The sequence below is a fragment of the Pseudomonas sp. St386 genome, assembly GCF_018325865.1.
In the GTDB taxonomy this organism is placed as follows: domain Bacteria; phylum Pseudomonadota; class Gammaproteobacteria; order Pseudomonadales; family Pseudomonadaceae; genus Aquipseudomonas; species Aquipseudomonas brassicacearum.
Genome location: NZ_AP021900.1, coordinates 4057587 through 4081992 on the forward strand (window position 1 = coordinate 4057587; position 24406 = coordinate 4081992).

At 61.8% G+C, this 24406-nt stretch carries 21 protein-coding genes; 7 read left to right on the top strand and 14 right to left on the bottom strand.

Going from position 1 to position 24406, the window contains the following annotated elements:
- Nucleotides 1–9: 9 nt before the first annotated feature.
- The 8 genes from KI235_RS17705 to KI235_RS17740 form a co-directional block, all read right to left on the bottom strand.
- Entirely contained in the window at nt 10–2385 is a 2376-nt protein-coding gene (locus KI235_RS17705; RefSeq protein ID WP_003202691.1) for an RND family transporter, read from the bottom strand.
- 43 nt (nt 2386–2428) lie between these two features.
- Nucleotides 2429–3481, bottom strand: coding sequence for a YCF48-related protein (locus KI235_RS17710; protein WP_028237622.1), 1053 nt, complete (start codon nt 3479–3481; stop codon nt 2429–2431).
- Between the two features lie 255 nt (nt 3482–3736).
- Nucleotides 3737–6394: an aminopeptidase N gene (pepN, locus tag KI235_RS17715; protein ID WP_212795197.1), complete on the bottom strand. Its 2658-nt coding sequence runs from the start codon at nt 6392–6394 to the stop codon at nt 3737–3739.
- A 13-nt stretch (nt 6395–6407) separates the two neighbouring features.
- A complete protein-coding gene (locus KI235_RS17720; protein WP_003202699.1) occupies nt 6408–7238 on the bottom strand; it encodes a DUF2797 domain-containing protein in 831 nt (276 codons plus the stop codon).
- Entirely contained in the window at nt 7235–7495 is a 261-nt protein-coding gene (locus KI235_RS17725) for a DUF1315 family protein (protein WP_003202701.1), read from the bottom strand. Before KI235_RS17725 ends, KI235_RS17720 begins: the two co-directional genes overlap by 4 nt.
- Nucleotides 7496–7541: 46 nt before the next feature.
- Nucleotides 7542–8414 (bottom strand): rhomboid family intramembrane serine protease, encoded by an 873-nt coding sequence (locus KI235_RS17730; RefSeq protein WP_003202703.1) that lies wholly within the window; start codon nt 8412–8414, stop codon nt 7542–7544.
- The gene (locus KI235_RS17735; protein ID WP_172681412.1) at nt 8411–9385 is read right to left on the bottom strand and encodes a metallophosphoesterase; all 975 of its coding nucleotides are present in this window, start codon (nt 9383–9385) and stop codon (nt 8411–8413) included. The genes KI235_RS17730 and KI235_RS17735 overlap by 4 nt, the downstream gene beginning before the upstream one ends.
- Nucleotides 9382–10272, bottom strand: coding sequence for an NAD(+) kinase (locus KI235_RS17740; RefSeq protein WP_003202709.1), 891 nt, complete (start codon nt 10270–10272; stop codon nt 9382–9384). The genes KI235_RS17735 and KI235_RS17740 overlap by 4 nt, the downstream gene beginning before the upstream one ends.
- Nucleotides 10273–10375: 103 nt before the next feature.
- Between KI235_RS17740 and KI235_RS17745 the strand changes: the two genes are divergently transcribed.
- Entirely contained in the window at nt 10376–11344 is a 969-nt protein-coding gene (locus tag KI235_RS17745; RefSeq protein WP_027911847.1) for a DUF1853 family protein, read from the top strand.
- A gap of 121 nt (nt 11345–11465) precedes the next feature.
- Here the strand turns inward: KI235_RS17745 and KI235_RS17750 are convergent, their stop codons facing one another.
- The gene (locus KI235_RS17750; RefSeq protein ID WP_003202715.1) at nt 11466–12749 is read right to left on the bottom strand and encodes an arsenic transporter; all 1284 of its coding nucleotides are present in this window, start codon (nt 12747–12749) and stop codon (nt 11466–11468) included.
- A 288-nt stretch (nt 12750–13037) separates the two neighbouring features.
- Nucleotides 13038–13595: an NAD(P)H-dependent oxidoreductase gene (locus tag KI235_RS17755; RefSeq protein ID WP_003202716.1), complete on the bottom strand. Its 558-nt coding sequence runs from the start codon at nt 13593–13595 to the stop codon at nt 13038–13040.
- A gap of 185 nt (nt 13596–13780) precedes the next feature.
- Here KI235_RS17755 and KI235_RS17760 point away from each other — a divergent pair, with 185 nt between their 5' ends.
- Together KI235_RS17760 and KI235_RS17765 are read left to right on the top strand one after the other, a co-directional pair.
- Entirely contained in the window at nt 13781–14044 is a 264-nt protein-coding gene (locus KI235_RS17760) for a hypothetical protein (RefSeq protein ID WP_003202719.1), read from the top strand.
- 86 nt (nt 14045–14130) lie between these two features.
- On the top strand, nt 14131–15024 hold the full coding sequence (locus tag KI235_RS17765) for a LysR family transcriptional regulator (RefSeq protein WP_003202721.1): 894 nt from the start codon (nt 14131–14133) through the stop codon (nt 15022–15024).
- Here KI235_RS17765 and KI235_RS17770 read toward each other — a convergent pair.
- The 4 genes from KI235_RS17770 to KI235_RS17785 all read right to left on the bottom strand — a co-directional run bounded on the left by KI235_RS17770 (nt 14990) and on the right by KI235_RS17785 (nt 18086).
- Entirely contained in the window at nt 14990–15604 is a 615-nt protein-coding gene (locus KI235_RS17770) for a GNAT family N-acetyltransferase (protein WP_003202723.1), read from the bottom strand. The genes KI235_RS17765 and KI235_RS17770 overlap by 35 nt on opposite strands.
- Nucleotides 15605–15781: 177 nt before the next feature.
- A complete protein-coding gene (gene dnaQ / locus KI235_RS17775; protein WP_013693564.1) occupies nt 15782–16543 on the bottom strand; it encodes a DNA polymerase III subunit epsilon in 762 nt (253 codons plus the stop codon).
- 244 nt (nt 16544–16787) lie between these two features.
- Complete coding sequence (rnhA, locus tag KI235_RS17780; RefSeq protein ID WP_003202727.1) at nt 16788–17240, bottom strand: ribonuclease HI; 453 nt, start codon at nt 17238–17240, stop codon at nt 16788–16790.
- A gap of 87 nt (nt 17241–17327) precedes the next feature.
- On the bottom strand, nt 17328–18086 hold the full coding sequence (locus KI235_RS17785; protein ID WP_003202728.1) for a methyltransferase domain-containing protein: 759 nt from the start codon (nt 18084–18086) through the stop codon (nt 17328–17330).
- Between the two features lie 65 nt (nt 18087–18151).
- On the opposite strand from KI235_RS17785, the gene gloB reads away from it, so the two are divergent.
- From gloB to KI235_RS17805, 4 genes are all read left to right on the top strand, one after another.
- On the top strand, nt 18152–18919 hold the full coding sequence (gene gloB, locus KI235_RS17790) for a hydroxyacylglutathione hydrolase (RefSeq protein ID WP_003202730.1): 768 nt from the start codon (nt 18152–18154) through the stop codon (nt 18917–18919).
- A 99-nt stretch (nt 18920–19018) separates the two neighbouring features.
- Nucleotides 19019–20467: a transglycosylase SLT domain-containing protein gene (locus tag KI235_RS17795; protein WP_212795198.1), complete on the top strand. Its 1449-nt coding sequence runs from the start codon at nt 19019–19021 to the stop codon at nt 20465–20467.
- A 256-nt stretch (nt 20468–20723) separates the two neighbouring features.
- Complete coding sequence (locus tag KI235_RS17800) at nt 20724–22553, top strand: extracellular solute-binding protein (protein ID WP_161796650.1); 1830 nt, start codon at nt 20724–20726, stop codon at nt 22551–22553.
- Nucleotides 22550–24403 (top strand): extracellular solute-binding protein, encoded by a 1854-nt coding sequence (locus KI235_RS17805; RefSeq protein WP_003202735.1) that lies wholly within the window; start codon nt 22550–22552, stop codon nt 24401–24403. Before KI235_RS17800 ends, KI235_RS17805 begins: the two co-directional genes overlap by 4 nt.
- Nucleotides 24404–24406 lie beyond the last annotated feature (3 nt).

Consider the following 24406-nt stretch of genomic DNA (forward strand, 5'->3'; position numbering starts at 1 on the left):
TACCGTCGATCAATGCGCAAACAACGAATTACCCTTCTGCCCCGCCAGTTTCTCAGGCTTGATCAGGAACCGCGCCAGCGCCGGCAGCAGCCACAGCGCGCCGAACATGTTCCACAGCAACATGAACGTCAGCATCAACCCCATGTCCGCCTGGAACTTGATGGCCGAGAAGATCCAGGTGCAAACACCGATGGCCAGGCACAAACCGGTGAACAGCACCGCCTTGCCGGTGGATTTCAGCGTCTGGTAGTAAGCCTCCTGCAACGGCAACCCGGCGCGCAGGAAACTCTCCAGGCGGCTGTAGATGTAGATGCCGTAGTCCACGCCAATCCCCACGCCCAGTGCCACCACCGGCAGGGTCGCGACCTTCACGCCAATGCCCATGAACGCCATCAGGGCGTTGCCCAGCACCGAGGTCAGCACCAGCGGCAACACGATGCACAGCGTCGCCGCCCAGGAACGGAAGGTGATCATGCACATGGTCGCCACGCAGATGTACACCAGGATCAGGATGGTCAGCTCCGATGCCTTGATCACCTCGTTGGTGGCCGCTTCGATGCCTGCGTTACCGGCGGCAAGGATGAACTCCAGGCCATCGCGGTTGTTTTCCTTGGCGAAGTCCTGCACCGCCTTCACCGCGCGGTCCAATGTCTCGGCCTTGTGGTCGTTAAGGAACACCAGCACCGGTGCCAGGGAGCAACTGTTGTTGTACAGGCCATCGGCCCGGGCGATGGAGTTGTTCAGCACGTCAGGGTTGCGCGACAGGGTTTCCCATTTCAGGTTGCCCTCGTTCATGCCCTTGATCATCTGCTTGGACACGGTCACCAGGGAAATCGCCGACTGCACGCCCTCGGTGTTCTGCATCTTCCACATCAGCTCGTCGATGGGGGCCATGGCTTCATAGCGCGAGCAGCCTTCGGCCTTGGTCTTGACCATCACCACCAGTACATCGGAGCTGGTGGAGTAATTGCTGATGATGAAGTTGTTGTCCTGGTTGTAGCGCGAGTCCGGACGCAGTTCCGGCGCGCCCTGGTCCAGGTCGCCGATCTTCAGGTTCTGGCTGTACCAGAGCCCACCGCCAAAGGCGATCACCGCCAGGGCAATGGACACCGGCGCGACCTTGGCGCTGGCGAAGTTCGACAGCAGGCGCCAGAACGGATGTTCGCGGGTCGCGTCTTTCTTGCTGCGCTCGACCGCACGCTTGCTGATGCCAGCGTAGGAGATCGCCACCGGCAGCAGGATCAGGTTGGTGAACACGATCACCGCCACGCCGATGGAGGCGCCAATGGCCAGTTCGCGGATCACGCCGATGTCGATGATCAGCAAGGTGATGAAACCCACGGCGTCCGCCAGGATCGCGATCATCCCCGGCAGGAACAACTGCCGGAAGGTGCGCCGCGCCGCTGTCAGGGCGTTGTCCGCATCGCTGGACTGCAAGGCGATGCCGTTGATTTTCTGCACCCCATGGGAAATGCCGATGGCGAAGATCAGGAACGGCACCAGCATCGAGTACGGATCCAGGCCGAAACCGGCCGCATGCATCAGCCCCAGTTGCCAGACCACCGCCACCAGGGTGGTGGTCAATACCGCGACGGTACTGCGCATGCAGTTGGTGAACCAGTACAGCAGGATCAGGGTGATGACGAAAGCCACGCCGAAGAACAGCACCACCATGACCAGGCCGTCGATCAGGTCGCCGACCTTCTTGGCGAAACCGACGATATGGATCTGCACGTTGGGGTTCTGGGCTTCGAACTTGTTGCGGATCTTGTCTTCAAGCTCGTGGGAAAACTTCCGGTAGTCGAGGGCGAGCAACTTGCCCTGGTCCTGCGGGTCGGGATAGGACTCCAGCAGCGGGATGTCGATGATGCTCGACTTGAAGTCGTTGGCCACCAGGCGCCCGACCTGGCCGGACTTGAGCACGTTATTACGCAGCAGATCGAGGCTGTCGGCCGAACCGTTGTAGCTCTGGGGGATCACCTCGCCGCCGGCGAAGCCCTCCTCCGTCACTTCGGTCCAGCGCACGCTCGGGCTCCACAACGACTTGAGCCCGGAACGGTCGACGCCGGAGATGTAGAAGACCTCGTCGTGGATCTGACGCAGGGTCTCCATGTATTCCTTGGAGAAGATGTCGCCGTTGGTGGCCTCCACGGAAATACGCACCGTGTTGCCCAGGTTCGCCAGGTCGTTGCGGTGCTCGAGCATCTTCTGGATGAAGGGGTGCTCGAGGGGGATCATTTTTTCGAAACTGGTGGACGGCCGGATCAGCGTGGCCTGCCAGAACAGGAAAATGCTGACCAGCAGGCAAATGATGATCACTGCCGGGCGGTTGTTGAAAATCAGGCGCTCGAGGAACGTCGCCTTGTCTTGGTGATGACTGCTCATGGGGTCCGCCTTCTTGTTTTTGTGCCCGTCTTGCAGGCGTGACTCATTTGCTCAGTTCGGCGCCGGTGGACGTGGTGGCACGAACGCCACCTTGCCCCGCCAGAATCAGGTTGCCGTTGCCTGCCGCCGTGACGGCCGCCACGGAAATTCGGTCCGGGCGGTTGAACACGCTGAAGGTCTCGCCGTCGTCGGTACTGCGCACGACGCTGCCGCCGTTGCCGACAATCACGATGGAACCGTCCGCCAGTAGCGTGGCGCCTGACAGGCCGAACTCCAGGGCACCGCGCGCGGCCTTGAGCTCGACCTGATCCCAAGTGCCGCCGAAGTCAGTGGAACGATAAAGGTTGCCGCGCAAGCCATAGGCCAGCAACGTCGAAGGCTGGGCCGTACCGATGACCCCGAACAGCGAGCCTTCGTACGGGCCTTCGACCTTTTCCCAGGTCTGGCCCCAGTCGGCGGAGCGGAACATGCTGCCAGCCTCGCCGACAATGAACAGCCCGGCATCTTTCACGGCGGCTATCGCATTGAGGTGGAACTGGTCTTCGTTTTCGAGGCGGTCGCTGGCGTCTTCCCAGTGCTTGCCGCCGTCGGTGGTTTCCAGCAGTGCGCCGTAGGCGCCCACGGCGAAACCGTTGCTGGCATCCTTGAACCAGACGTCCAGCAGGGGTGCTTCGCGGGTGAGGTCTTCGAATTGCTTGGTCCAGCTGCTGCCGCCATCATCGCTGGCGAGGATCTGCGCGTCGTGCCCCACGGCCCAGCCGTGTTTGTCATCGACGAAAAATACCGCCGTGAGCAGTTGGCGAGTCGGCACCTTGGCCTGGGTCCAGGACTTGCCCTGGTCGTCCGAATAGACAATGTGCCCGCGGTCACCGACCGCCACCAGGCGCTGGCCGGCGTGGACCACATCGAGCATCAGGGTTTTGCTGGCCTTGGCCGATTCGACGGAATAGATGACATCGGACGTCGACGCCGCAACAGCCATCACCGGTGCCGACAACACCGCAGAGCCCAGCAGCGAGAGCGCCGAAGCCAGCAACGCGACTCTGCGCAGCATCGGCGGCCGGCTGCGGCCCACAGCCATGACAGGCTCATTCATAGACCTTTCCCCCATTATTATTGTTATGGCTTGGTACGTTGCCAGTCCTGGAGCATAGTCCTGAAACCTGCAATCTAGAGCCACTTCGGAAGCAGACCTATCCTATCGGGCTTTCGAAAGGTCTGACAATCGACGCCACGTTATCTTTTGTTAACCGGGGGATATCGGCCAAGGGTGAATCAGAAGACATTCGTGAGGGTGATGAATGTGGCGAGGGGATTTATCCCCTCGCCACAAAGGTAAGGCAGTGCCTGTTTATGCCAGGCTCTTGCTCACCACCTCGAACACATCGGCGGAAAGCGCGCCGGATGCCAGGATGCGCTCCAGTTCGGCCTTCATCAGCGCCTGGCGGGCGCTGTCGTATTTGCGCCAGCGAGTCAGCGGGGCCAGTTGCCGGGAGGCGATCTGCGGGTTGAAGCCATTGAGCTGGATGACCAGGTCCGCCAGGAAGCGATAACCCGAACCGTCGGCCGCGTGGAAGTTGATCAGGTTCTGCCCGGCAAACGCCCCCACCAGCGCCCGCACCTTGTTCGGGTTCTTGATATTGAACGCCGGGTGCTCCATCAGCGCCTTGACCCGCGCCAGGCCACCCGGCAACGGGCTGCCGGCCTGGACGCTGAACCATTGGTCCATGACCAGCGGGTTGCCCTTGAAGTTTTCCGCAAACACTTCCAGCGCCTTGGCCTTCTCGGCTTCGAATGGCGAGTTGACCAGCACCGCCAGCGCGGTCAGGCGCTCGGTCATGTTATCGGCGGTGTCGAACTGCTCCAGGGTCGCACTCAGCACCTCAGGCTTGCCGGTGAGCATCAGGTACGACAGCGCGATGTTCTGCAACGCGCGCCGGGCGAAATGCTCGGCCTCGGCCACGTAAGGGGTTTTCTTCGACAGGTCGCGGTTGGCTGCATAACGCAGCCAGAGGGCTTCGAACAGGTTCTCGGCCAACTGCTGGCGGGCAAACTCACGGGCGGCATGGATCGCCTCGACGTCAGCCACTTCGCTGATTTCCGTCAGGTAGGCTTCGCTTGGCAGCGAGAGCATTTCGGCGACCATGGCCTGGTCCAGGGACTCGTCCGACAGCGCACTGCGCAGCGCACTGACCAGGCGCGGGTCCAGCACCAGGCTGGCGCCCTGCTGATGCTGGGCGATCAGTTCCTGCAGCACCTGTACCGACAATTGCTGGCCGGCATCCCAACGGTTGAACCCGTCGCTGTCGTGCTGCATGAGGAACATCAACTGGTCGCGGTTGTACGGAAAGCTCAGCTTCACCGGCGCCGAGAAACCACGCAGCAACGAAGGCAGCGGCTGTTCGGCGATGTCGACAAAGGTGAAGGTCTGCTCGGCTTCGGTCACCGAGATCACTCGGGACGTGCCGTCTGCCGCCGCTTCACCGGCCAGGCGCAGAGGGATTTCAGCACCCTGGCTGTCCAGCAGGCCCAGCTCCACGGGAATCACGAACGGCAGTTTTTCCTGCTTGTCCGGGGTCGGCGGGCAACTCTGGCTGAAGGTCAGGCTGTAGGTCTTGGCGGCGGCATCATAAGATTCGCTCACCGCCAGCCGTGGTGTACCGGCCTGGCTGTACCAGCGCTTGAACTGGGCCAGGTCGACGCCGTTGGCATCTTCCATGGCCTTGATGAAGTCGTCGCAGGTCACGGCCTGGCCGTCGTGGCGTTCGAAGTACAGGTCACTGCCCTTGCGGAAACCCTCAGGCCCCAGCAGGGTGTGGATCATGCCAACCACTTCCGAGCCCTTTTCGTACACGGTCAGGGTGTAGAAGTTGGAGATCTCGATGAAGCTGTCCGGACGCACCGGGTGCGCCATGGGGCCGGCATCTTCGGCGAACTGGTGGGTACGCAGGTACGCCACGTCCTGGATGCGCTTGACGGTGGCGGAGTTCATGTCGGCCGAGAACCCGGCGTCGCGGAACACCGTGAAACCTTCCTTGAGCGACAGTTGGAACCAGTCGCGACAGGTCACGCGGTTGCCCGACCAGTTATGGAAGTATTCGTGGGCAACGATCGCCTCGACCCGCTGGTGCGCGGCATCGGTGGCGGTTTCGGCGCGGGCCAGCACGGCGCTGGAGTTGAAGATATTGAGGCCCTTGTTCTCCATGGCGCCCATGTTGAAATCGTTGACCGCGACGATCATGAAGATGTCCAGGTCGTACTCGCGCCCGTACACCTCTTCGTCCCAGCGCATCGACTTCTTCAGGCTGGTCATGGCGTGCTGGCATTTGTCGATGTTTTCCGGCTCGACATAGATGCGCAGCGCTACGGTGCGCTCGCTCAGGGTAGTGAAGGTGTCTTCGACGCACCACAGGTCGCCGGCCACCAGGGCAAACAGGTAGGCCGGCTTCTTGAACGGGTCTTCCCAGGTCGCCCAGTGCCGGCCGTCTTCGCCGGGGCCGCTGGCAATCGGGTTGCCGTTGGACAACAGCACCGGATAGCTGTGCTGCTCGGCCACCACGGTGGTGGTGAACTTGCTCATCACATCCGGGCGGTCGAGGTAATAGGTGATCTTGCGGAAACCTTCGGCCTCGCACTGGGTGCAGAACATGCTGCCGGACTTGTACAAACCTTCCAGGGCGGTGTTGGTTTCCGGGTGGATCCGGACGGTGGTGTCGACCGTGAAGGCCTGGGCCTTGGGGTGAACGGTCAGGTGACTGTCGTCCAGTTGATAGTCGCCCTGCCCCAGGTCGGCGTCGTCGAGCTTGAGCGAGAGCAGTTCCAGGTGCTGGCCATCGAGCACCAGCGGCGGCAGCCCGGCACCGCGCTCGGGGTTGCGGCGCATCACCAGTTGCGCATGGACCAGGCTGTGGTCCTCGAACAACTCGAAGGTCAGGTGCGTCTCATCGATCAGGTACTCGGGCGCCTGATAGTCCTTCAGGTAAATCATCTTCGGTTGTTCGGTGCGCATAGGTCGAATCCTTCTACTGATGCACGGCGAGCTGGTAGGCCGTGTATTTACGAATATTGATCACGCCGGTGTCAAAAATCAGGTACTGGCCCTTGATCCCCAGCAGCGTGCCTTCGGCGATCGGGTTCTTGTCCAGGTTGAAGCTGACGATCTTGGCCGGGTATTGCTCCACCGGATAACGGATCTCGATGGGTTCGACGTCCGCTATGGTCTGGATCGCTTGCAGGCCGAATCGTTCCTGCAACCCCTGCAATCCCTGGGCGCAGCTTTCGAACAGCGAGTCGCGGATCGCCGGCAGGTCCACCGCCACGGCGTCGCCCTTGAGCAAGGCGCGCCAGTTGGTCTTGTCCGCCACCTGGCTGCGGAACAGGTCTTCGACAAACCCCGATTGCTGGCGGGTGGCGACCCGCAGGATCGGCAGCGCCTGGCTGGCGCCCTGGTCCAGCCAGCGGGTCGGCAATTGCGTGGCGCGAGTGATGCCAACTTTCACACCCGAGGAATTGGCCAGGTAGACCACATGATCGGTCATGCAGAACTGCTCGCCCCAGGCCGGGTCGCGGCAGGTGCCCGCCTCGTAATGGCAACGCTCGGGGCTCATGATGCACAGGTCGCACTGGGCCAGCTTGGTCATGCAGGGGTAGCAATACCCCTGGCTGAAGCTGGTCTTGGTCCGGCGTCCACAGTGGGTGCAGTGGATCGCACCGAGGTACTCCAGGCGCACCGTGCTGCCGATCAACGGGTTGACCGGCACCTCGACATCGCCCAGGCGAAAGGCGTATTGAACGGTCGGCCCGTCAAGGCGCGCCGACATCTTGCTGATTGCACCGCGGCCAATCTCGATCAATGGATGGCGTCCGACTTGAACAGGATATTCGGCACTTCAGTGGACTTCGAATGGCATTCCTGCGCGCCCATGTAACCAGTGCGCTCCTCTTCGGGCAGGTTCTGGATTTCCCAGGCGATCATCGCCTGCAACGACAGTTCGCGTTGCTCGGCGGTGAGCTTGTTGCCATCGGCCCATTTACCGATTTCCACCGCCAGTTTCAGGCTCCGGTAGATGTCGGGTGTGATGTTCTGGATCATTTCGTTGAAGGAAGACATGGGTTCTCCGCGCAAATCGCGCATTCTCAAAAGGCACAGGCGCCGGTCAAAGGGCCATTTTACGGCGAGCGAACAGCCCGCCCAACAAACCCGTGAAGCATCCGACGAGCAGCCCGCCGACGTGGGCCGCATTGGCGATTTCACCGAAACCGATCAGCGAAACCAGCCCGGACAGGCACAGCAGCAACCACACCAGCATCATCACCAACACCCCACGGGGCAAGTGATAGGCCGGGTTCGGTGCGAGCAATTGGTAGATCCAGCAATGGCCCAGCAGGCCGTACAACACCCCCGACAACCCACCGAACAACGTCGGGCCGCTGAAAAAGTACTGGGCGAAATTGGAGACGAGGCTGAACAGCAGCGTCAGCCCCAGCAAGTTGATGCCACCCTGGCGCGCCTCGATCCGCCGTCCCAGTTCCCAGTACCACATGCCATTCATGGCGATGTGCAGGAAGCCGAAGTGAATCAGCATCGGTGTCACCAGGCGCCACCACTGCCCCGCCGCCAGGCTATCGGCCAACGGCGTGAACTGGATGTAGTCGCCAACGACGCGGAACTCGAGGAAGGTCAGCCAGCGTAGGGCCTCAAGATTTTCCCCTAGCAGGGTGACCGCACTGACGATCAGGCTCAGCAACAACACCACGGCCGTCACTGGGCTGCGCGTCAGTTGCTGGACAAACCCCGCCCGCCGGGAAGTGCCACCCGTGTCTGACAGTTCCAACTGCTGGTCGGGATCGCCGGCGGGAAAACGCGCGTACAACGAACGCACGTCCTCACTGATTTCATCCGGCACCCAGAGCACCTGCTCGCCCGCCTCTTCACTGACGCGATGGGGCACCTGCATGCGTTGCAGCAACTTGACGAAGCCGCTCAGGTCCACTGCCAAGGGCAGGCGCAAAACCGCGACGACGCTCATTGCACCACCTCCGGCCGCTCGACATCCACCCAGACGAACTTGTGCGGATCCAGGCGGGTTTCCTGGTCGAGGCGATAGGCGACCAGCTTGCCGTAGAGCACCGCGCTGTAATCCAGGCAGGCCAGGTTCGGGCGAATGGGCGCGGGCTTGCCGCTGCGCCAATAGTGGCCGACGAACAGCAACGGTTCATGGACGCCATAGCGCAGCAGGTTGTTTTTTTCATCCGGCGACAGCGGTGTGCGGGCCACCGGTTCTGGCAAGGCGTCGGGCTGGAAGACGATGTCGCCGTAGGTCTGCGGGTTGTCTTCCCAGAACTTGGTGCGAAAAAACGAACGGGTCAGGCCATCGCCACCGGTCAGCGTCAGGCCATGGGGCAGGCGCATGTCGGTGCCACGTAGCAAACGATCGAACACCGTGCTGGCAAAACTGCCCGGTTGCGCCGAGGCCTGGAGGAAATGCTCGTCGACACAACCGTCCGGGAACAGGCCACGCAGCGGTTCGATCAGGCCCGAATCCCAACAGGCATGCACCACCCGGAACCGGCCGGCGTCGACAAACAGCGGCAGCTCGTAGAACCACTTGAGAAAGTCATGCCAGTCGCCGGGATGCTGCTCGAACTGGGTCAGGGTCTCGTTGAGCAGGCGAGCATGACGCGGCGTGTGTTCGCGCACGTAGCGCTGGCCGCTGCCGGGCAAAGCCGGTGTGCTCCAGCCCAGGGCGTTGAACTCGTGGTTGCCCATGATGCACAGCGCCTGGCCGGCCACGACCATGTCGTGGACGATATGCAGCGCCTCGCGAATCCGCGGGCCACGGTCGATGATGTCCCCCAGGAACACAGCCATGCGCGACGGATGCCGCCAGACCCCGCCCTGCTTGTGGTAACCGAGTCGGTCCAGCAGGTGTTCCAGGGTCAGGGCGCATCCATGCACGTCACCGATCAAATCGTAACTGCGCGCAGGATCGAGCATCAGTCGCCTCCACCCCCCAACCGACTGCCCCAGCCGAGCTTGGTCCGGCAGACTTCATAGTAATTGTGATCCAGCGGATGGATCAGGCGCAGCTTCTGCGCTTTCTTGCTGACGGTGATGGTGTCACCCGGCGCGCAGGTGAAATGGTTCTGGCCGTCACAGGACACTTGCGGGTAGATCTGCATATCCTTGGACACGACGATTTTCAGCTCACTGTTGCCATCGACCACAATCGGTCGCCCAGACAAGGTATGGGGGTACATGGGCACAATCACAATAGCGTCGAGCTTGGGGTGCATGATCGGTCCGCCGGCCGAGAGCGCGTAGGCCGTGGAACCGGTCGGGGTCGCGACGATCAGGCCGTCGGCCTTCTGGCTGCAGACGAACTGGCCGTCGATGTACAGCTCGAATTCGATCATGCGCGTGGATTTGCCAGGGTGCAGCACCACGTCATTGAGGGCATCGCCCTGGCCGATGGCCTCGGCGTGACGACGGACCTCGGCTTGCAGCAGGAAGCGGTTTTCCACCAGGTAGTGGCCGTCCAGCACCTCGGCGACCTTGGTTTCCAGCTCGTCAGGGCGGATATCGGTGAGGAACCCCAGGCTGCCCCGGTTGATCCCCAGCACCGGGATATTGTGCCGCGCCAGGGCCCGGGCGGCCCCCAGCAGGCTGCCGTCGCCGCCGACCACGATCACCATGTCGCAGACCTCGCCCAGCATCTTGCGCGACGACGTCTGCAGGCCATGGCCCGGCAAGACTTCGGCGATGGTATCTTCGAGGATCACATGCAGGTGTCGCTCCAGGAGGAAACGTTTGAGACGGCGAACGGTGTCCAACACCTGCGAACTGCCCAGGCGACCGATGATGCCGATATTGCGAAATTGCTCCATGAGGCTCCTGCGAGGGTCTGCGACGGGCGAAAACCACGATTATGGGCGAAAGCGCTCCATAGACAAAATCCTTTAAGCCTTTCGCAGCAGCTATGCTCGCAAAATGATCCTGTTCCCTGAATTGCTGGACTTGCCCCGCCGCCTTCGCCATCCCGAAGTGCGCGACCTCGCGTGGGCGATCATCGCCCCGCCGATGCTCATCGACACGCCCTGGCCCCAGCGCCATCCCCTGGCCGGCAGCGACTGGGTACAGGCGCCTGATCAGCTGGAGCACTGGCTGCGACAACTGGACCGCGACAGCTACCCGCTGCTGCACTGCCTGTCCCTGGGACGGACGCGACGCCTGGGCCTGTATTACGAAAGGCTGTGGCAGTTTGCCGTGCAGCACGCTCCTGGCATCGAGCTGATTGCCGCGAACCTGCCGATCCGCCACGAAGGCCATACGCTGGGCGAACTGGACCTGCTGCTGCGCGATCGTGACGGCATCCATCATCTGGAGTTGGCGATCAAGTTGTACCTCGGCCCGCAGCAAGGGGATGGCCGGGACACCGCGCAGTGGCTCGGGCCGGGCTGTCATGACCGACTCGACCGTAAACTGGCGCATTTGCGCGAGCACCAGCTCCCCATCTCGGCGCGCCCGGAAAGCCGCGAGGCCTTGGCAGCATTGGGCATTGAGCCGACCGGCCTCGAGGTGTTCCGCTCCGAGCTCTGGCTCGGCGGCTACCTGCTCTACCCCTGGCCGGGCCACGCCGACCCGCCGACCGGTGCGCATCCCCGGCATTTGCGGGGCAGTTGGCTGCATCAGCGGGATTGGCCTGCATTCGTCGCCCAGCGCCCACCTGGGCGCTGGCAACCCCTGCCCCGCGCCGCCTGGTTGGCCCCGGCGCATTATCCGGCGGAGCAGACCTGGAGCACCGCGCAACTGGACGCCTGGCGACTGGACCTTGACCCGATGGCGCCAGCGCAACTGATGGTGCGCCTGACTGAAAATGCCGAGGGGGAGTGGGAAGAAGCCGAGCGGGTGTTCCTGGTGGCCGATCTCTGGCCGGATGTGCCGGGCCAAAACAGCTGAGTTTTGGAGTGTCTGCCAGGGCCTCATCGCGAGCAAGCTCGCTCCCACAGGGGAGCACATTCATAGAGGAGAATGCATTCCAATGTGGGAGCGAGCTTGCTCGCGATGAAGCCAACTCGGTCTAGAGTGACAACCGCACCGCCAGCGCTGCCAATGTCACCAGCAACACCGGCACTGTCAGTACGATCCCGACCTTGAAGTAGTACCCCCAGCCGATCTGGATGTTCTTGCGCTCCAGCACATGCAGCCACAGCAAAGTCGCCAGGCTGCCGATCGGGGTGATTTTCGGGCCCAGGTCGCTGCCGATGACGTTGGCGTAGATCATCGCCTCCTTCACCACCCCGGTGGCCTGGCTGGCATCGATGGACAAGGCGCCGACCAGCACCGTCGGCAAATTATTCATGGCCGACGAGAGCAACGCCGTCAGCACGCCGGTGCCCATGGCCGCACCCCACACGCCATATTCGGCGAAGCCGTCGAGCCAATGGGCCAGGTAGCCGGTCAACCCGGCATTGCGCAGGCCATAGACCACCAGGTACATGCCGAGGGAGAAAATCACGATCTGCCAGGGCGCTTCCTTCATCACCTTGCGGGTGGAAATCTTGTGGCCGCGGGCCGCGACAGCCAGCAGCAACGCAGCACAGACCGCGGAAATCGCGCTGATGGGAATCCCCAGCGGCTCCAGCGCAAAGCAGCCCAGCAGCAGGATCACCAGCACCACCCAGCCGGCATAAAACGTTGCCTTGTCGTGGATCGCCGTCGCCGGATCATCCAGTTGAGCGGGGTCGTAGTCGCGCGGGATGTCGCGACGAAAGAACCACAGCAAGATCGCCAGGCTGGCCGCCACACTGACCAGGTTCACCGGCACCATGACCGCCGCGTAGCGGTTGAAGCCAATGCCGAAGAAGTCCGCCGAGACGATGTTCACCAGGTTCGACACCACCAGCGGCAGGCTCGCGCTGTCGGCAATGAAACCGGCACCCATCACGAATGCCAGGGTCGCCGCCGGGGAAAACCGCAACGCCAGCAGCATCGAAATCACGATGGGCGTCAGGATCAACGCCGCCCCGTCATTGGCAAACAGGGCCGACACCAGCGCGCCCAGCAGCACCATGAACGCAAACAGCTTGCGCCCGCTGCCCTTTCCCCAACGGGCCACGTGCAAGGCCGCCCAGGCGAAGAAGCCGGCCTCGTCCAGCAGCAGGCTGATGATGATCAGCGCGACAAACGTACCGGTGGCGTTCCAGATGATCTGCCAGACCAGCGCAATGTCGCCGACCTGCACCACCCCGCTCAACAACGCCAGCAGCGCGCCGAGCGTCGCGCTCCAGCCGACGCCAAGCCCCTTGGGCTGCCAGATCACCAACGTAATGGTCAGCAGGAAAATCAATGACGCGATCAGCATGCGCAACAGCCTTGGAAGAAGGATTGAAAAGTGGGAATCAGACGTGACGAAGAACGGCCTGGTGGTGCGAAGGGGCGAATATATGGAAATTCGAATATCCAGTAAAGCGCGCAGATGAATGGCCGATGTCGCGAGGGAGGCTTTCCCACTGTGGGAGCAAGGCTTGCCCGCGATGAACGATATCGCGGTTCAGCTGGTAAACCGCGCTGCGGCCATCGCGGGCAAGCCTTGCTCCCACAGAAAATCACTCCGCCACAAAGGTGCTTGGCTTGAAGCTGTGCAAAGAGATCAAGCCTTCTTGTGTTGCTCGACCCACTTGCCGTAGGCATTGATGAACGTCTGCAGGAAGGGCCGTACCGACTCCGACAGGTTGCCCGCCTCGTCAAACGCCGTCCCGGCACCGCTCAGGTAGGCTTCCGGCTGCTGCATGCAGGGAACGTCAAGGAATACCAGCGACTGGCGCAAATGATGGTTGGCACCAAAACCACCGATGGCGCCCGGCGAAGCACTGATCACCGCGCCCGGCTTGCCACTCAGGCAACTCTGGCCGTAGGGACGCGAGCCGACGTCGATGGCGTTTTTCAGCGGCGCCGGTACCGAGCGGTTGTACTCAGGCGTGACGAACAACAAAGCGTCGGCCGCGCCCACCTGCTGACGGAAAGTGCTGTAGGCTGCCGGAGGGGAAACATCGATGTCTTCGTTGTAGAGCGGCAACTCGCCGATCTCGACGATGTTCAGTTTGAGGTTGGCTGGCGCCAGGTCAGCCAGTGCCAGCGCGACCTTACGGTTGATCGATGCCTTGCGCAGGCTGCCCACTAAAACGGCCACTGTGTAGACATTACTCATGAGAGGCTTCTCGACTGTCGGCTCAAAGGAGCCTGTAGTTATAGATGATCGGGGTGACAATTGGACCAGTGGAGCGACAAAAACCGGCCGGTTGGACTATTTTTTTCATGTAGGAAAACTTACCGCGCTTGACCAGGGTCTACAGAACCGCAAATCGAGTGATTTATTTCCAGAGGTTCTAAGCAATGGCAGCAGTACTTGTCGGACAATTTCATGCGCGGGACGTCGAAGGTCGCGTCTATCTGGTGCATGAGTTCCATGAATCGACCCCGTCGCCCGACGGAAACGGCAAGGAGCCTGTCACCACCTATAAGCTGGCTATCGGCGATCGCGTCAACAAACGCGACGACGGCAAATTTGTTCTGGTGCAATCTCAAGTCGAATTGACACGCGAACCGGAAACGCCACTGCAAGCTCAAGCACCCACCGAAACGCAAATAGCTTCATAACTGGCAGTTATGAGCAGAAGTCACGCCCGAACTTGGGTTAGGATTCGGCCACTCAATGACTCACCCGCCGAACACGGACTTCTTGCATGCGTTTACGCCACATCGAAGTGATCCAGGCGCTGCTGCAGACCGGCCACCTCGGCACGGCGGCCGAATGGCTGCAATTGCCAGTGGCAGAGGTCGAGGCGATCCTGCGCGATGCCGAGGCGCAGCTGGGCTTCATGCTGTTTGCCAGTGTGCGCGGGCGCTTGCAGGCGACTCGGGAAACTCTCGAACTGCGCGACGGCATCACGCGGGTGTACGACACCCTCGAACCGGTGCAGCGCCTGGCCAGCAGCCTGAAACACTATCAGGCGCCACCCTTGCGCATTATCTGCACCCCGCCGCTGGCCCAGCAGTTGCTGCCCCAGAGCATCGCCGCCCTGCGTCGCCGCCATCCGGATGCGCCTTGCACCCTGCTCAGCCAACCGACCCGCGACATCGTCCACAGCCTGCTGTTGCGTGAAAGCGACCTGGGCCTGAGCTTGCACGACCCCGAGCATCCCGACATCCATTGCCAGATGATCGCCCAGGGCAAACTGCAATTGCTGGCACCTCACGGCTGGCTGCAACCACGACAGAAATACATTTCGCTCCAGGACCTGGCGGGCCAGCCGTTGGTAGGCCTGGATGGCCATGACCCACTGAGCCCTGCCTTCGAGCATAAACTGGCGGCGCTGCGTCCGGCGCCAATGATCCAGATCCGCGTCCAGACCCATCAGATGATGCGCGCCATGGTCGAGGCCGGCGAAGGCCTTGCCATCGTCGACCCGTTCACTGCCTCGGGCGCCAAGGGCAGTGGCCTGGACGTCTGCCCGGTATCGCCCGCCATTGCGATTGGTCTCTATGCCCTGAGCCTGAACGGCACGCAGCCCTCACCCGCCGTCCAATCGCTGCTGGAACGGGTTACGGAACAAGCCGAGGCGTTGCTGAGCCACTGATCGACATGCCCAGCGGATCATCGAACAGCCGGTACCAGAACAACGCCACTTCGTCGGTATGCCGGTCAATGCCGCGATAGCGCAGGTGATCGATACCGCCGAGCACGTAGCCGCAACGCTCATAGAGCCGGCAGGCACCCAGATTGTTGTTCTGGGTCTCGAGCATGATGCCCGGCAGTTTTTTCTTGCGACTCCAGAACTGGGCGACATCGAGCAACGCCTTGGCCACCCCGTGGCGACGGGCTGGCGCATGCACCGCCAACTCGTCGATGTGGGCATAGCCGTTCCAGTTGGTACTGACCACCAGATGCCCCACGGGCTGGTCGTCGAGATAAGCCATGAAGATCTCGCTGTCCGGGGCATTGCGGAAGCTGCTGAATTCCTCGGGATCGATGCCATAGCACTTGCGATAGGGAACAATGGGCGTCACCGGCCACTGGTTGACGGGCCGGCCGATCTGCGCCGTCGCGTAGTCGCTGACTTCGAAGCTGAAGTCACTGCCCCAGATATAGGCGGCAAAGCCGTCATCGACGATGCGCACCGACAACCCGGGGTGTTTGGGATTCATGACCGGTTGCATACTGGGGAAGGTCCTCATTCCTTGAGACAACCAACGGCGTGGTGCCATCCATTGCCCTTGCCTTTCAAATCTTCACACATCAAGCGGGATCCGTAGCCTGCCCGTTACCTCAGGTTAGAAGGTCGTGGCGATTGTGGCGAGAAATGAAACGAAAGAGAGTGACAGGGGAGCAACGGGTCAGTTCGCCGTAGCCTGCGACTCGGCCAACTGCGTCCACAATGCCGGAGCACCTGCGGACTTGGCGATGGCTTCCAGACGCGCGGCATGTTCGGCCAGGTCGCTCTCGCTGGCGCGGATAATCCGCGATGGTTGGCGGTCAGCGGGCAAACGCCGGATTTCCGTGGCCTGGTTGCCAGAGCCTTCACCGGTACCGTTGCCGTCCGAGGCGTTACCGGCCAGGGACAGGCTGGTCTGGCCGCCGGTCATGGTCAGGTAGACGTCGGCCAGGATCTCGGAGTCGAGCAAGGCGCCGTGCAGTTCACGACCGGAGTTGTCGACGCCGTAGCGCTTGCACAAGGCGTCGAGGCTGTTGCGCTGCCCAGGGTGACGTTCCCGGGCCATCATCAGGGTATCGAGGATGGTGCAATGCTGGGTAATGTCAGCCCGGTCGTGCTGGCCCATCAGGGCGAATTCGTTGTTGATGAACCCGACGTCGAACGCCGCGTTGTGGATGATCAACTGCGCGCCCTGGATGAATTCGAAGAACTCATCGGCCACTTCGGCGAAACGCGGCTTGCCCACCAGAAATTCGTTGGTGATGCCGTGCACGCCGATGGCGCCCTCGTCACTTTCGCGATCCGGTTGCAGGTAAACGTGGAAATGGCGACCGGTCAGGCGCCGGCCGATCAGCTCGACACAACCGATTTCAATAATCCGGTGACCATCGGTCACCGGCATGCCGGTGGTTTCGGTATCCAGTACTACAGATCTGTTGGCCATCAGTGTTCAGCTCTCAGCGGGCAGTCTTGCAAAAGCGCGGATCTTAACACGCTCTTGTGGCAAGGGGATTTACCTGGGAGCCAGGCTGGTGGAAGCAAGTGATGAGCGAAAGCAAACACTGTGGGAGCAAAGCTTGCTCGCGATGAAGATCATGCGGTCTTTCAGGAAAACCGGGGCGCCTGTGTCGCGAGCAAGCTTTGCTCCCACACAAGCGCCTCGTCACAGGAGGGTACATCCGGCTGAATCAGGCCTGCTTGAAGCCCCGAACCTCATCGACCCCACGATTGGCCAACTGGTCGGCCCGTTCGTTGCCGTGGTGGCCGATGTGGCCGCGCACCCATTTCCAGGTGACGTTGTGGCGGCTGACCTGTTCATCCAGCAGCTTCCAGAGGTCGGCGTTTTTTACCGGTTCCTTCGCCGCCGTCTTCCAGCCACGTTTCTTCCAGTTCGCCATCCACTCGTTGATGCCCTTCATGACGTACTGCGAGTCGGTCACCAGCAACACATCGCAAGGCCGCTTGAGCTCTTCCAGGCCACGGATGGCGCCCATCAGCTCCATGCGATTGTTGGTGGTATTGGTTTCGCCGCCCCAGAGTTCCTTCTCCACGCCCTTGCACACCAGCAACGCGCCCCAGCCGCCTGGACCGGGGTTGCCCTTGCAGGCGCCATCAGTGAAGAGTTCTACGCTATCGCTCATGCCAATCTATCCAAAAAAATGCAAAGGCCCGCCGATCGGGCCCGACAACACCCGCAGCCCAATGCCGGCAAGAACCATCGAAAAAGGTTACGGCTCGATGTGGCGACGATTGACCTTGGCCATTGGCAAGGGAATCAGCTTGCCCATCGGCTCGCGTCGCGCCTGGCGCACCGGGCGCAGCCCGACCGCGATCTTGCGTGCCACCAACAGGTAGAAACCGCCGCCGGACAGCTGCCAGTCACCGGCCTTGCGCTCCCAGCCGGCCAGGCGCGCCTGCCACTTGGGCGACGCAAGCGGCGGACGATAGCACCCGAAGCGGCGTTTCTCCAGCGCAAAACCCAGCAGGTTCAGCCAGTCGCCGACCCTCGACGCCGAGATGCAGCGGGCCTGGCGCAGGGCGTCGTGGGCAAACACATGACGCAAGCCCCAAGCGCTCCAGGGATTGATGCCGATGATCAACAGGTGCCCGCCAGGGCGCACGCTGCTGGCGGCTTCACGCAACAGACCGTGGGGCGACAGGCAGAAATCCAGGCCGTGCTGCATGACCACCACGTCGGCGGCATGCTCGCTCAACGGCCAGGCCTGCTCTTCGCAGACGATTTCCACCCCGGGCAACGGCGCTCCCAGGCGCACGTTGCGCTGGACTTGCGGTGCCGACGGCGGCGTTTGCGCCGAAGGCCCGTAGTGCACCAGGTAGCCGCCGAAGAACCGGCCCAACTCGTCTTCGAGCATGTGCCGTTCTTCTTCCAGCAAAAATTGCCCGACAGGGCCGGACAGCCATTCACGGGCGGCGCTGATCAACGCCAGCCAGTCAGGATCAGCCTGAGCGAACGCTTCATCGGTCATTGCATTCTCCAACGCGTCAGGAAGTTCTAAGATGCGCCTTTGTTTTCCGCTTGGCGAATTCCACGATGATACAGATCAGTGCCCTGCCCGCATTCACCGATAACTACATCTGGTTGTTACAGGACCACGCCACCCAGCGCTGCGCCGTGGTCGACCCGGGTGACGCCGCGCCGGTGCAGGCCTGGCTCGAGACCCATCCGGGCTGGGTCCTGAGCGACATCCTGATCACCCATCATCACCATGATCATGTCGGCGGCGTCCAGGCGCTGAAGAATGCGACGAACGCCACCGTTTACGGTCCGGCCAGCGAAAACATCCCGGCGCGGGACAAGGCCCTGCATGACAACGACACGGTCAGCGTGCTCGGCTGGGACTTCGATGTCTATGCCGTGCCTGGCCATACCCTGGGGCACATCGCCTACTACCATCACGGCCTGCTGTTCTGTGGCGACACCCTGTTCGCCGCCGGTTGCGGCCGGCTCTTCGAAGGCACGCCTGCGCAAATGCACCATTCGCTCAGTCGCCTCGCCGCCCTGCCTGAAGATACGCTGGTCTACTGCACCCATGAATATACCCTCAGCAACCTGAAGTTCGCCGCCGCCGTGGAGCCCGGCAACCCGGACGTCGCCGCCCGCCTGGAAAAAGTCAGCCGGCAACGCAGCGAAGGCATCATGACGCTACCCTCGACCCTGGCCCTGGAAAAACTCACCAACCCGTTCCTGCGCACGACTGAAACATCTGTTAAACAAAAAGCAGACGAACGGAACGGCCAGCGAAACCAGACGCCGAGTGAGGTTTTTGCGGCCTTGAGGGCTTGGAAAGATACGTTCTAAGGCAGCTATCGATTGATACAAAAATTCTGAAAGGTTGACCTGTTGGGGTGCGCTTCCTAGAATCGGCCGACATTTTTGCCCGGAACTTACTTCCAGCCAATGTCGTCATCTATATGCAGGTCCGTCCAGTCAGACACATTGACCCGCTTGGCTCAAGCCATTGCGGTGGCCGTGTCCGCCACATTGGCGGGCTGCCAGAGCACGAGCCAACTGCCGCAGACCGACGCGGCGCACACGCCGAATATCGCCGCTCGCGCCAAACAGAAGCCGGTATGGCTCAGTGAGAAACCCAGCCCTCAAGTACCCCAGGACGTCTGGGAGCGCATGCGCCAGGGTTTCCAGCTGCAGGAAACGGCCGGCGTCAATCCACGTATCGAGCAACAGCGCCTGTGGTTCGCCAGCAACCCTTCCTTCATGGAAAACGCCGGTGAGCGTGGCAGCCTGTACATCCATTACATCGTCGAACGCCTCGAAGAGCGCAACATGCCGCTGGAGCTGGCGTTGCTGCCGGTGATCGAGAGTGCCTACAACCCCATGGCCTATTCCCGGGCCAACGCAGTGGGCCTGTGGCAATTCATCCCGTCCACGGGGCGTTACTTCAACCTGCGCCAGACCCGCTTCTATGACGGGCGTCGCGATATCACCGCCTCCACCACGGCCGCCCTGGACTACCTGACGCGCCTGCACGACATGTTCAACGGCGACTGGTTGCTGGCGCTGGCCGCCTACAACGCCGGCGAGGGTACGGTCAGCCGCGCCATCGAGCGCAACGAGAAGCTTGGCCTGCCCACCGACTACTGGAACCTGCCGCTGCCCAGCGAAACCCAGGCTTATGTGCCGAAGTTGCTGGCGCTGTCCCAGGTGGTGCTCTCGCCCGATGCCTATGGCGTGAACCTCAACCCGATCGCCAACGAACCCTATTTCCAGGTCGTCGAGATCAACCAGCGCATGGACCTGTCCAAGGTCGCGGCGGTGGCCAACATCGACGAAGACGAGCTGTTCCAGCTCAACCCGGCCTTCAAGCAGCGCACCACCATCGACGGCCCCCAGCACCTGCTGGTGCCCACGTCCAAGGCCCAGTTGCTGACCGCCAGCCTGTCGACCATGCGCCCCGAAGAGCTGATCAGCCAGCGCTCGCTCAAGCCGGTGTTCGAGACAGCCGACGACAGCGACGTGGAAGGCGCCCGGCGTACCTACCGAGTCAAGCGCGGCGAAAACCTCGCCCAGATCGCCAAGGCCAACAACGTCCAGACCAAAGACCTGCAACGCTGGAACAAACTCAGCGGCAACAAGCTCAAGGTCGGCCAGACCCTGGTGATGCAGGACGCCAAGGCCAGCAAGGCCACCAGCAAGCGCATCAGCACCGTGGTGGCCGCCAATAGCAAGGACCAGAAGAAGCAGACCCAATACAAGGTCAAGCAAGGTGATTCGCTGTACGTCGTCGCCAAGCGTTTCAACGTGGAAATGCAGCACCTCAAGCGCTGGAACCCACGGATGGGCAAGGCCCTCAAGCCTGGGCAGATGCTGACGGTCTACTCCCCGCACTGAGGTGACCGGGGAGCGTTGTGTGGTGAGGGGACTCATCTGTGGGGCAAGGCCTGTGGGAGCAAGGCTTGCCCGCGATGGCCACACCGCGGTTTAACAGTTGAACCGCGATATCGTTCATCGCGGGCAAGCCTTGCTCCCACAGGTATCCGCTTAGCTGACTGGCATCCCCTCTAAACCCCGCCTTTTTCCTGCCGATACAAGCTGTTACTGTACAGGCCATAAAAGCCCAAGCCGCCTGGATCGGATCTCAGACTTGATACGTCCCCTCCTCTTGCTCCTGATCAGCCTGGCCTTGAGCTCTCCCGCCAGCGCAACCATCAGCGAAAGCCATGGCTATGCGCAGTTCGGCACGCTCAAGTACCCGGCCAGATTCACCCACTTCGACTGGGTCAACCCGCAAGCGCCCAAGGGCGGTGTCTTGCGAGTCATGGCATTCGGCACCTTCGATACGCTCAACCCCTACACGTTCAAGGGCAGCAGCCCGGTTTCCACACCCAATTTCCTGCAATACGGCATCAATGAGCTGAACGAACCACTGATGGTCGGCACCGGCCAGTACGCGCCGTCCGGTGATGAACCGACGTCGAGCTACGGCCTGATCGCCCAGTCGGTGGAATACAGCGAAGACCGCAGTTGGGTGGTGTTCAACCTGCGCCCCGAAGCGCGGTTTCACGATGGCGTGCCCATCACCGCCTATGACGTGGCGTTCTCCTACAGGACGCTGCTCAAGGACGGTCACCCGCAATACCGCACCAACCTGCAGGAAGTGCTGCGTGTCGACATTCTCAATCCACTGAGAATCCGCTTTGTCTTCAAGCGCGCGGGCAATCCGCTGCTGATCCTGCGCCTGGGTGAACTGCCGGTGTTGCCCCAGCATTACTGGAAAGGCCGCGATTTCAAGGCAACGACCTTCGAACCGCCCCTGGGCAGCGGGCCGTATCGCATCACCAAAGTGCAACCAGGCCGCCAACTGGTGTTCGAACGGGTCAAGGATTACTGGGGCAAGGACCTGCCGGTCAATCGTGGCAAGTACAACTACGACCGCATGGACGTGGAGTTCTATCGTGACAGCGAAGTTGCCTTCGAAGCCTTCAAGGCCGGTGAGTTCGACATCTACATCGAACACCAGGCCAAGAACTGGGCCAACGGCTATGACTTTCCGGCGATCAAGCGCGGCGACGTGATCAAGGCGCAGATTCCCCACCAGATCCCGACCCAGACCCAGGGCCTGTTCATGAACACCCGACGCGGCACGTTTGCCGAGGTCAAGGTGCGTGAAGCCCTGGGGCTGATGTTCGATTTCGAGTGGACCAACCGCACCCTGTTCAGCGGCGCCTACAAGCGCACCCTCAGTTATTACCCCAACAGCGAGTTCTCCGCCACCGGCCTGCCGGTGGGCCATGAATGGCTGCTGCTCAAGCCATACCGGGAACAATTGCCGCCCAAACTGCTCACCGAACCCTTCAGCTTGCCCAAGACCGACGGTCGCGGCATCCCCCGGGAAACCCTGCGCAAAGCCCTGGGGTTATTGAAGGAAGCCGGTTGGAGCCTCAACGGCCAACGCCTGCTGAACGCCGACAGCCAGCCCCTGAGCTTCGAAATCCTGCTGGTGAACCCGAACCTGGAGCGCATCCTGCAACCCTACGTCGAGAACCTCGCCAGCATCGGCATCCAGGCCCGACTACGCACGGTGGACCGCGCCCAGTACAAGCAGCGCCTGGACCAATTCGACTTCGACATGATCCTGCTGACCTTGAACCAGACCCTCAGCCCGGGCCTCGAGCAATGGCAGTACTTCCACTCCAGCCAGGTCGGGGTCAAGGGCAGCAAGAACTACGCCGGGATCGCCAACCCTGTGGTCGATCATCTGCTGGAAAAGCTGCTCGCCGCCCAGACCCGTGACGAACAGGTCGCCGCCGGCAAGGCCCTGGATCGCGTGCTGCTGTGGCAGCATTACTGCATTCCCAACTGGTATCTCAATTATCATCGCCTGGCGTACCGCAACCGGTTCGCCTTCGTCACCACGCCGCCCTACACCCTGGGCCTGAGCGCATGGTGGCTGAAATCTTCGGAGAAAGATCAATGAAGCCTTTACGCGCCCTGCTCCTGCAGGCCAGCAGCCTGTTATTCGCCGGGCTGGCCTGTGCCGCGCCGCAGCATGCCGTGACCTTGTACAACGAGCCGCCGAAGTACCCGGCGAACTTCAAGCACTTCGACTACGTCAACCCGGACGCGCCCAAAGGCGGGATCTTCCGCCAGGGCGGTTTTGGCGGCTTCGACAGCCTCAACCCGTTCATCAGCAAAGGTGTACCGGCCGACGACATCGGCCTGATCTACGACACCCTGGCCAAGCAGGGCCTGGACGAACCGTTCACCGAATATGGCCTGATCGCCGAAAAAATCGAGAAAGCCCCGGACAATGGCTGGGTGCGTTTCTACCTGCGCCCCGAAGCCCGTTTCAACGATGGTCATCCGGTGCGCGCCGAGGACGTGGTCTTCAGCTTCCAGACCCTGACCAAGGACGGCGCGCCGATGTTTCGCGGCTATTACAGCGACGTCGCCGACGTCATCGCCGAAGACCCGCTCAAGGTCTTGTTCAAGTTCAAGCACACCAACAATCGTGAACTGCCGTTGATCCTCGGCCAACTGCCGGTATTGCCGAAGCACTGGTGGGCCGAGCGCGACTTCAGCAAGGGCAACCTGGAAATCCCCCTGGGCAGCGGTCCCTACAAGGTCGCCGAAGTGAAGGCCGGACGCTCGATCCGCTATGAGCGGGTGAAGGACTACTGGGGCAAGGACCTGCCGGTCAATCGCGGTTTCTATAATTTCGACGTACTGGCTACCGATTACTACCGCGACAACACCGTCGCGGTCGAGGCCTTGAAAGCCGGGCAGTTCGATTTCTGGCTGGAGATGACCGCCAAGAACTGGGCCAATGCCTACAACATCCCGGCCGTGACCGAAGGCCGGTTGATCAAGGAACAGATCCCCAACGGCAACCCCACCGGCATGCAAGGCTTTGTCTACAACCTGCGCCGGCCGATCTTCCAGGACATACGGGTGCGCAAGGCCTTGAGCCTGCTGCTGGACTTCGAGTGGACCAACAAGCAACTGTTCAACGGCGCCTACGCCCGCACCCGCAGCTATTTCGAGAATTCGGAAATGGCTGCCACCGGCCTGCCCGGCGAAGACGAGTTGAAGATCCTCGAGCCCCTGCGCGGCAAGATTCCCGAACAGGTCTTCACTGACGCCTTCCAGCCATCGATGTGCGACGGCAGCGGCATGATCCGCGACCAGCAGCGCAAGGCCTACCAATTGCTGCAAGAGGCCGGCTGGCGCATCGTCGACGACAAGATGGTCGATGCCCAGGGCAAACCGGTGGTGCTGGAGTTCCTGCTGGCCCAGACCGAGTTCGAACGGGTGCTGCTGCCGTTCAAGCGCAACCTGAGCGACCTGGGCATCGACCTGGTGATCCGCCGCGTGGACGTGTCCCAGTACATCAACCGCGTGCGCTCCCGGGACTTCGACCTGGTGGTAGGCAGCTTCCCGCAATCCAGTTCGCCGGGTAACGAACAACGCGAGTTCTGGATGTCCGCCGCCGCCGACAAGCCCGGCAGCCGCAACACCATGGGCCTGAAAGATCCGGCCGTGGACCAGTTGGTGGAACAACTGATCAACGCCGATTCGCGCAAGAGCCTGGTGGCCCACGCCCGTGCGCTGGACCGGGTCTTGCAATGGGGCTACTACGTGATCCCGAACTGGCACATCAAGACCTGGCGCGTGGCCTACTGGAACCACATCGGCCATCCGAAAATCACGCCCACCTATGACATCGGCACCACCACCTGGTGGGTCAAGCCGGAGGTCAAGCCGGCCGATGAAGTAGAGAAGCAGGTCATCGAGCAGCAAATCGCCGCCCCTGCGAGCGTGGAGTAACGA

What these genes read in the sequence shown, in the direction of transcription:
- KI235_RS17765 (WP_003202721.1), top strand. Translation starts at nt 14,131, where the DNA reads ATGCGTTTACGCCACATCGAAGTGATCCAGGCGCTGCTGCAGACCGGC.
- KI235_RS17740 (WP_003202709.1), bottom strand. Translation starts at nt 10,272, where the DNA reads ATGGAGCAATTTCGCAATATCGGCATCATCGGTCGCCTGGGCAGTTCG.
- KI235_RS17745 (WP_027911847.1), top strand. Translation starts at nt 10,376, where the DNA reads ATGATCCTGTTCCCTGAATTGCTGGACTTGCCCCGCCGCCTTCGCCAT.
- KI235_RS17755 (WP_003202716.1), bottom strand. Translation starts at nt 13,595, where the DNA reads ATGAGTAATGTCTACACAGTGGCCGTTTTAGTGGGCAGCCTGCGCAAG.
- gloB (WP_003202730.1), top strand. Translation starts at nt 18,152, where the DNA reads ATGATACAGATCAGTGCCCTGCCCGCATTCACCGATAACTACATCTGG.
- KI235_RS17710 (WP_028237622.1), bottom strand. Translation starts at nt 3,481, where the DNA reads ATGAATGAGCCTGTCATGGCTGTGGGCCGCAGCCGGCCGCCGATGCTG.
- KI235_RS17795 (WP_212795198.1), top strand. Translation starts at nt 19,019, where the DNA reads ATGTCGTCATCTATATGCAGGTCCGTCCAGTCAGACACATTGACCCGC.
- rnhA (WP_003202727.1), bottom strand. Translation starts at nt 17,240, where the DNA reads ATGAGCGATAGCGTAGAACTCTTCACTGATGGCGCCTGCAAGGGCAAC.
- KI235_RS17725 (WP_003202701.1), bottom strand. Translation starts at nt 7,495, where the DNA reads ATGTCTTCCTTCAACGAAATGATCCAGAACATCACACCCGACATCTAC.
- KI235_RS17730 (WP_003202703.1), bottom strand. Translation starts at nt 8,414, where the DNA reads ATGAGCGTCGTCGCGGTTTTGCGCCTGCCCTTGGCAGTGGACCTGAGC.
- dnaQ (WP_013693564.1), bottom strand. Translation starts at nt 16,543, where the DNA reads ATGGCCAACAGATCTGTAGTACTGGATACCGAAACCACCGGCATGCCG.
- KI235_RS17760 (WP_003202719.1), top strand. Translation starts at nt 13,781, where the DNA reads ATGGCAGCAGTACTTGTCGGACAATTTCATGCGCGGGACGTCGAAGGT.
- KI235_RS17705 (WP_003202691.1), bottom strand. Translation starts at nt 2,385, where the DNA reads ATGAGCAGTCATCACCAAGACAAGGCGACGTTCCTCGAGCGCCTGATT.
- KI235_RS17785 (WP_003202728.1), bottom strand. Translation starts at nt 18,086, where the DNA reads ATGACCGATGAAGCGTTCGCTCAGGCTGATCCTGACTGGCTGGCGTTG.
- KI235_RS17750 (WP_003202715.1), bottom strand. Translation starts at nt 12,749, where the DNA reads ATGCTGATCGCGTCATTGATTTTCCTGCTGACCATTACGTTGGTGATC.
- KI235_RS17805 (WP_003202735.1), top strand. Translation starts at nt 22,550, where the DNA reads ATGAAGCCTTTACGCGCCCTGCTCCTGCAGGCCAGCAGCCTGTTATTC.
- KI235_RS17770 (WP_003202723.1), bottom strand. Translation starts at nt 15,604, where the DNA reads ATGCAACCGGTCATGAATCCCAAACACCCCGGGTTGTCGGTGCGCATC.
- pepN (WP_212795197.1), bottom strand. Translation starts at nt 6,394, where the DNA reads ATGCGCACCGAACAACCGAAGATGATTTACCTGAAGGACTATCAGGCG.